The following is a 5,462-nucleotide window of genomic DNA, read 5'->3' as shown; positions in this document are numbered from 1 at the left end:
CCCTTCTGCTCGACTGGGTCCGATGGATGCGTCAATCCCTTCCGGATATCGCGCTTCGTGTGCACGTCGATGTGCCGCAGGACTTGATCAAACAAGTCGCATCCGGGCTCGTCGACGTGGCGATCATGTACGCGCCCCAGCATCGACCCGGCCTGAAAATCGATCTGCTTCTGGAAGAAAAACTCGTGTTTGCGACCACCAATTCCGAAGCGCGCCTCCTGGATGGGTCTGATTATGTCTATATGGATTGGGGTCCGGACTTTGGACATCACCACGGGATGAGTTTCCCAACTGCTGCGCCCGATCTTACTTTCGATCTCGGCCCGCTCGCATTGAACTATGTTCTTGCGGCGGGTGGCTCTGGATATTTCAGGATGAGCTCTGTGCAGCCTCACGTAGTGGCCGGCCGGCTGCACCTTGTGCCCGAAATGCCGCAGTTCTCCTATCCGGTTTACGCGGTGCAATCCGCAAATGCGGATGAGAGCGTAGTAGGTCCTGCCCTGACAGGATTGCATTCCGTTGCAAGAGCCGACAAATAATAGGAGCTCTTTTTGGGCGTCTAAGTGTCCGCTTGGATTGACGGGAACAGGAGATCCACTGTTGTCCCAATCCCTGGTTCACTCCTTATCCGGATCCGACCATTAACCGCCTGCGCCAATGCCTTTACTTGCAACATCCCTATCCCGGTGCCCTTCTCACCCTTTGTGGTGAAGAAAGGATCGAACACCTTCCGCAAAACTTCCGGAGCCATGCCGCAACCATGGTCTTTGACGCGAACGCGTGCGTAGGTACCCGGCCCGGGTGGGTCAGGTGTCATGGTGGTCTGCACGAATCGCTCAGTGATGACGTGAATCTCCCCGCCACCTGGCATCGCATCTCGCGCGTTTATGACGAGATTAAGCACTGCAGCGTCGAACAGCGCTGGGTCGATCAAGCAGTCCGGGACGTCGGAACCAAGCTCCAGCTTGACGCGGACATCGGGACCGGCGCCATACCTTAAGAGGGGCGCGAAAGACTTGAGGAACTCATTCAAATTGCCAGCATGGGCATCGAGTTCCTGATGCTTTGCGAAGGCGAGTAGCTGTGACGTTAGCTCGATCCCTCGATCGATCCCTTCCCGCGCTGCGGCAATGTAGGCACGCACGCTTTCGGGTGCGTCAGCTCTCCGCTCCGCGAGCCCGAGCCCGGATTGGATTACTGCCAGGAGATTTCTGAAATCATGGGCAATACCGCCTGTCATTTCGCCCAGCGCAGCAAGCCGGTGCGTCGCACGTTCGCGTTGCTCGACTGCAGTTCGGAGATAGAGAGTCGTGTCCGGCATCGGAGTGCGCGCGTCGCGTTCGGCCCGAGATGGTCGTTGAGTTTCACACGGAAACACACAGCCTGTCATAGAAGTCGCCCCTAAAGGTCACTGACGACACCCGAGCAACCCGCGCTCCCATCAATATCGTCGTATTCTGTCTCATTTGTTGCTGAGGGCCGTACCTTTCATGAGCATGATCTAAGCACGCCGGACGACCCTTTTCGTCATAATGTCTTCGACAGTCGGGAATGCCTTGAGGGTCTCCTCCGGTAGGTCGCCATTTGCTCCGACCATTTCAGACCAGCCGTGTACCTCTGGTTCGCCGACGATGATGCGGCCGACCATCCCGGCATGCTCATGCGGGACACAATAATAATCGTACACCCCCTGCTCGGTGAAGGTAACCGAAAAGCTTTCCTTGGGCAGGAGGTAGTCGGAATCCCATGGTTTTGCCGCCTTGGGCATGCGAAGCGGTCGCTCGAAGTTTGCCGGGTGGTAGGCTGTGGTTGTGTGCGAATTGCCAGGATTGAGATTGGTCCAGCGGACCGTCTGACCCGGTTTGATCAGAATGCCAATCGGATCGAACCAGACTTGTGAACCGTCGCCGCGCCCTCGCATCTTGATTTTGACCACCTCGCCGGCCCATACCGACAGAGAAGGCAGGGAAAGGGCGGCGGCGAGACCGCCGCCCGCGCCCAATATCTCACGGCGCGTGAGTGTCATTTGGCGACCCGCGCCTCGTCTGCGGCTGGGACATGCCACAGCACAATGTGGACATGCGGCTCTTCGACGCCTGGATGACCGGCATTGTAGTAGACGTCGACATGGTCGACATTGCCGCCGGGCGCGGCGAGGTTGTCAAAGCGTTTGTCCGGATTGAGATCTTTGATCGGCAGCATATAGATGGTGCTGACAATTTTGCCGTCGTGATCATAGGCAAGGAACGGACCGGCCGGCAGTGTCGCCGGATCGACAAAAAGTTGACCCATGCCAGGTAGGAAGTCGGGCAGCTTCACAAGCTTGCTGACCTGTTGGTAAGGCGCTGCTGGCGGGGATTTGGTGACCTCAGACGCCGCCATGGCGCAAAGCGAGCTGGCCATTGTCACGACAAGTGCGAGGGCGAGCTTCTTCATAGGTTATCTCCTTGTTGAATTCAAAAGTCACGATGCCGACAATTTAGGAGACCGGTACACGAAATCGTTGTTTAGCTTGTTGATACCGCCTGTCGCGCCCTGCCAGTAAGTAGGAGGCCCCTATTTTCGTCAAACGAAATTAGCTGGCATTTCAGTGCAGTAATTCTGCTTGCGCCGCCCGCACTGTTTGCTTGATTTCCGGAAATCCTTCACTACCTGTGAATTGCCATGGATATCTTCAGCCTCCATTTCCGGCGAGAGCCAATCCACCTCAAAATGGGCTCTTAACCCGGACGCGAGAAGGCACTGCCTTCGCGGCCGGGACAGCCAGGATTCCACTTCATCCGAAAGTGAACAGAGCCCTGCTTAAGCAGTGCGACTGATCACTGCGCGTTTGGAACGACACGAAGATTGACGCTCATGATCTCCCCCATCCTGTCAGAAGAAGACATCTCGCTTGACCTTGTGACAAAGGGAAAGCAATCAGCCTTGTCAAAAATCGCGATTAGGATTGCGCGAAGAACTGGGATTGACCAGCAGGTGGTTCTGCGTGGTCTTTTCGACCGCGAGCATCTCGGCTCGACCGGCATCGGCCGTGGCGTCGCGATCCCGCACGCTCTACTCAGCACAATCTATTCGCCGGTCGCGTCTTTGACACGCTTGGCCCAGCCCATTGATTTCGAGGGCCCAGACGACGATCGTGTAGATCTCATTTACACCGTGCTCTGGCCGCGTTCTGCCACTTCCGCCTTTCTCCCTGCCCTTTCGCAAATGTGCCGGCTGTTTCGGGCATCTCAGGTTCGGGAACATCTCCGGCAGGCACGGTCATCTGATGAGGTGTTGGCGATCCTCGAAACTGAATCGCATCAGGAATTCCCTCCCAATTTGCATACTTCCCGTGTCGGACCTTACACCGCAATGTCTAGGCAGTTCAGCAACGCCTAGGTCCCCAGGCCACGTTGGGGCGGACCTTGGGAGGTTTCGCAAAGATAGATTGACAATCTATGTTTTATGGCGATCATCATGGGCGAGCCAAGGCTTGAACCCGCTTGGATGGGACAGAGGAAGCCAGGAGCAAACAGATGAGCCAGAATGATCAGAGCAGGAGGACGATCGTCGTCGACGGCGTCCCATTGCCAGAGTTGCTTGATGAGACAACGATCCGCGAGGTGGTCCACGGTTTTTACGGCGAAATTCGACATGATGACCTTCTCGGCCCCATTTTCCACGATCGGATCGAGCCAGACAGTTGGCCACAGCATCTAGCGAAGATGTGTGACTTCTGGTCTGCGACGTTGCTTCGGACGTCCCGATATGAGGGGCGGCCACTGCCGCCACACCTGGCTATAGCCGGCCTCGGCGAGACGCATTTCCGTCGCTGGTTAAAGTTGTTTCGCAAAACGGTTCGCCGCATTTGCCCGCCCGAGGTGGCAGCGCTCTTTATGGACCGAGCGCTTCGTATCGCGCACAGTTTCCGTTTAGCGATTGCCTTCAACCGCGGTGAGACCACGATTGGCCTCGCACCTATTGTCGAGAAGGACCTTTGATGCAGACTGGTTGGTAAGGATTCTCGCGCCAACAGCAGGAGAGATGCATGCGGCTGACTGCCTTCTCAGACTACGCGTTGCGAATGCTGATGTACGCCGCCTCCGCCGGTGACCGGCTGGTCACGATCGAGGAAGCTGCGCGCACCTTCAACATATCGAAGACGCACCTGAACAAGGTCGCCAATACCCTCACCCGCAGCGGCTATCTGAAAGCCATCCGTGGCCGTTCCGGCGGGCTTGTTCTCGGACAGCGGCCCGAGATGATCCGGATCGGCGACGTCGTGCGGTTGACGGAGCCGGATTTCGCACTGGTTGAATGTTTCGCGACTGATGGAAACCAATGTGTACTAACTGCCTCTTGCAAGCTTTCAGGGATGTTTGGTGAAGCGATTGCCTCGTTCCAGAGCACCCTGGACCGCTATACGCTGGCCGACATCATGCTGGCGCCGAAGGACTTCCTTGGCAGCCCGAAAAGACCCGCTGGCAACGGTGCGGCGCACAACGTCTCATGATTATTTCGTTACGTGCCCGTTTTGCTCCGATGGAGACGCCCATGCCTGACTCAAAGATGAAGGAAAAGCCGTTACCGAGAGAGATCGATTCCGGTATCGACCCCGACAACAGCCTGCTGCCAATGCTTCTTGGCGGGCTTGTGTTGATAGTCCTCGGCGCGATTGTCGTCATGATGTTTGTCTAGTTGGCGACGCATGACGCTGTGTTAGAACATCGTTCAGCAGCATTCGTGCAGTCAAGCGCCCGCGTGACGCCAATGTAGGGCGCGGGCACTCTCGTGATGTCGCCGCTGGGGACATGTTGTCGCAGAACAGAGTCCACTTGAGCCTGGTGTCCGCCGAAGACAATCGCGTATTAGGCGACAATATGGCGCCAGGTTTGCGACGGCGGTACGTGGCCGGACTGTGTACGCCATCGGTGTCGGTGTCTAAGTACAATCAGGTCCGAGACTCCTCAGTTCGATGAAGTGAGTTCGTGAGCTAAAAAAGGCCGGACTGATAAGCCCGGCCAGGTTTGAAGGTAAATACCTCCTGAGGGGAACGCGTCGACGAATGGGGAGAAACGCTCGACGCAACACCTATGTGGGACGCGTAGCTTATCTTACAACGACAGGGTGATGGGCCACAATCGCTGCTCCGTCGAGCCAGGGACGCAAAGCTCGCCTTCATTTGTCGAGCAGGTGGATACCCGCGCACCACCCAGAAGAACTTTGGAATAAATGGCACTAGTTGATCTTTTTTTGAGCCCTATAAACTGCGCAAGAGATCAACATAGAAACTGCAGATATTTAATCATAAAATTCATTTGCTTCACGAAGGACTTGAGCTTTAGCCTAACCTCGATCGTTGTGAGGCGATCGCAAATCAGTTAGGAGAAAACGATCGTGAGCATCAAAATACTTTGCATGGGAGCGGCGGCTCTCACAACTGTAGCTGGCGTAGCATTTGCGGGTGCGCTTGACGAACC

General features: G+C 56.2%; 8 protein-coding genes. 5 read left to right on the top strand and 3 right to left on the bottom strand.

Features of this window, described 5'->3' with window-relative positions; all coding sequences use genetic code 11:
- The coding region (locus tag EN925_RS21235) for a LysR substrate-binding domain-containing protein (protein WP_245487257.1) at positions 1 to 539 on the top strand (539 nt) is incomplete at its 5' end.
- Between the two features lie 20 nt (positions 540 to 559).
- On the opposite strand, the gene EN925_RS21230 is transcribed toward EN925_RS21235, so the two are convergent.
- The 3 genes from EN925_RS21230 to EN925_RS21220 all read right to left on the bottom strand — a co-directional run bounded on the left by EN925_RS21230 (position 560) and on the right by EN925_RS21220 (position 2,436).
- Positions 560 to 1,321 (bottom strand): ATP-binding protein, encoded by a 762-nt coding sequence (locus tag EN925_RS21230; protein WP_127370081.1) that lies wholly within the window; start codon positions 1,319 to 1,321, stop codon positions 560 to 562.
- A gap of 180 nt (positions 1,322 to 1,501) precedes the next feature.
- Positions 1,502 to 2,026, bottom strand: a complete 525-nt coding sequence (locus EN925_RS21225; protein ID WP_164766098.1) for a plastocyanin/azurin family copper-binding protein — start codon at positions 2,024 to 2,026, stop codon at positions 1,502 to 1,504.
- Positions 2,023 to 2,436 (bottom strand): DUF5602 domain-containing protein, encoded by a 414-nt coding sequence (locus tag EN925_RS21220; RefSeq protein WP_064994258.1) that lies wholly within the window; start codon positions 2,434 to 2,436, stop codon positions 2,023 to 2,025. The genes EN925_RS21225 and EN925_RS21220 overlap by 4 nt, the downstream gene beginning before the upstream one ends.
- A 420-nt stretch (positions 2,437 to 2,856) precedes the next feature.
- Between EN925_RS21220 and EN925_RS21215 the strand changes: the two genes are divergently transcribed.
- The 4 genes from EN925_RS21215 (at position 2,857) to EN925_RS39735 (ending at position 4,680) form a co-directional block, all read left to right on the top strand.
- A complete protein-coding gene (locus EN925_RS21215) occupies positions 2,857 to 3,381 on the top strand; it encodes a PTS sugar transporter subunit IIA (RefSeq protein ID WP_064994257.1) in 525 nt (174 codons plus the stop codon).
- Between the two features lie 137 nt (positions 3,382 to 3,518).
- Positions 3,519 to 3,983, top strand: coding sequence for a group III truncated hemoglobin (locus EN925_RS21210; protein ID WP_127365598.1), 465 nt, complete (start codon positions 3,519 to 3,521; stop codon positions 3,981 to 3,983).
- 47 nt (positions 3,984 to 4,030) lie between these two features.
- Positions 4,031 to 4,495: an Rrf2 family transcriptional regulator gene (locus EN925_RS21205; RefSeq protein ID WP_064994256.1), complete on the top strand. Its 465-nt coding sequence runs from the start codon at positions 4,031 to 4,033 to the stop codon at positions 4,493 to 4,495.
- 41 nt (positions 4,496 to 4,536) lie between these two features.
- A complete protein-coding gene (locus EN925_RS39735; protein ID WP_164753852.1) occupies positions 4,537 to 4,680 on the top strand; it encodes a hypothetical protein in 144 nt (47 codons plus the stop codon).
- The last annotated feature ends 782 nt before the right edge of the window (positions 4,681 to 5,462 follow it).

Origin of the sequence: Mesorhizobium sp. M7A.F.Ca.US.006.04.2.1 (assembly GCF_004022915.1) — a bacterium.
In the GTDB taxonomy this organism is placed as follows: Bacteria; Pseudomonadota; Alphaproteobacteria; order Rhizobiales; family Rhizobiaceae; genus Mesorhizobium; species Mesorhizobium ciceri.
The sequence above is the reverse complement of the archived record's forward strand: the minus strand, read 5'-3'. Positions and strand labels throughout refer to the sequence as shown.

Coding starts and splice junctions, on each gene's coding strand:
- EN925_RS21230 (WP_127370081.1), bottom strand. CDS start 1,321: ATGCCGGACACGACTCTCTATCTCCGAACTGCAGTCGAGCAACGCGAA.
- EN925_RS21225 (WP_164766098.1), bottom strand. CDS start 2,026: ATGACACTCACGCGCCGTGAGATATTGGGCGCGGGCGGCGGTCTCGCC.
- EN925_RS21220 (WP_064994258.1), bottom strand. CDS start 2,436: ATGAAGAAGCTCGCCCTCGCACTTGTCGTGACAATGGCCAGCTCGCTT.
- EN925_RS21215 (WP_064994257.1), top strand. CDS start 2,857: ATGATCTCCCCCATCCTGTCAGAAGAAGACATCTCGCTTGACCTTGTG.
- EN925_RS21210 (WP_127365598.1), top strand. CDS start 3,519: ATGAGCCAGAATGATCAGAGCAGGAGGACGATCGTCGTCGACGGCGTC.
- EN925_RS21205 (WP_064994256.1), top strand. CDS start 4,031: ATGCGGCTGACTGCCTTCTCAGACTACGCGTTGCGAATGCTGATGTAC.
- EN925_RS39735 (WP_164753852.1), top strand. CDS start 4,537: ATGCCTGACTCAAAGATGAAGGAAAAGCCGTTACCGAGAGAGATCGAT.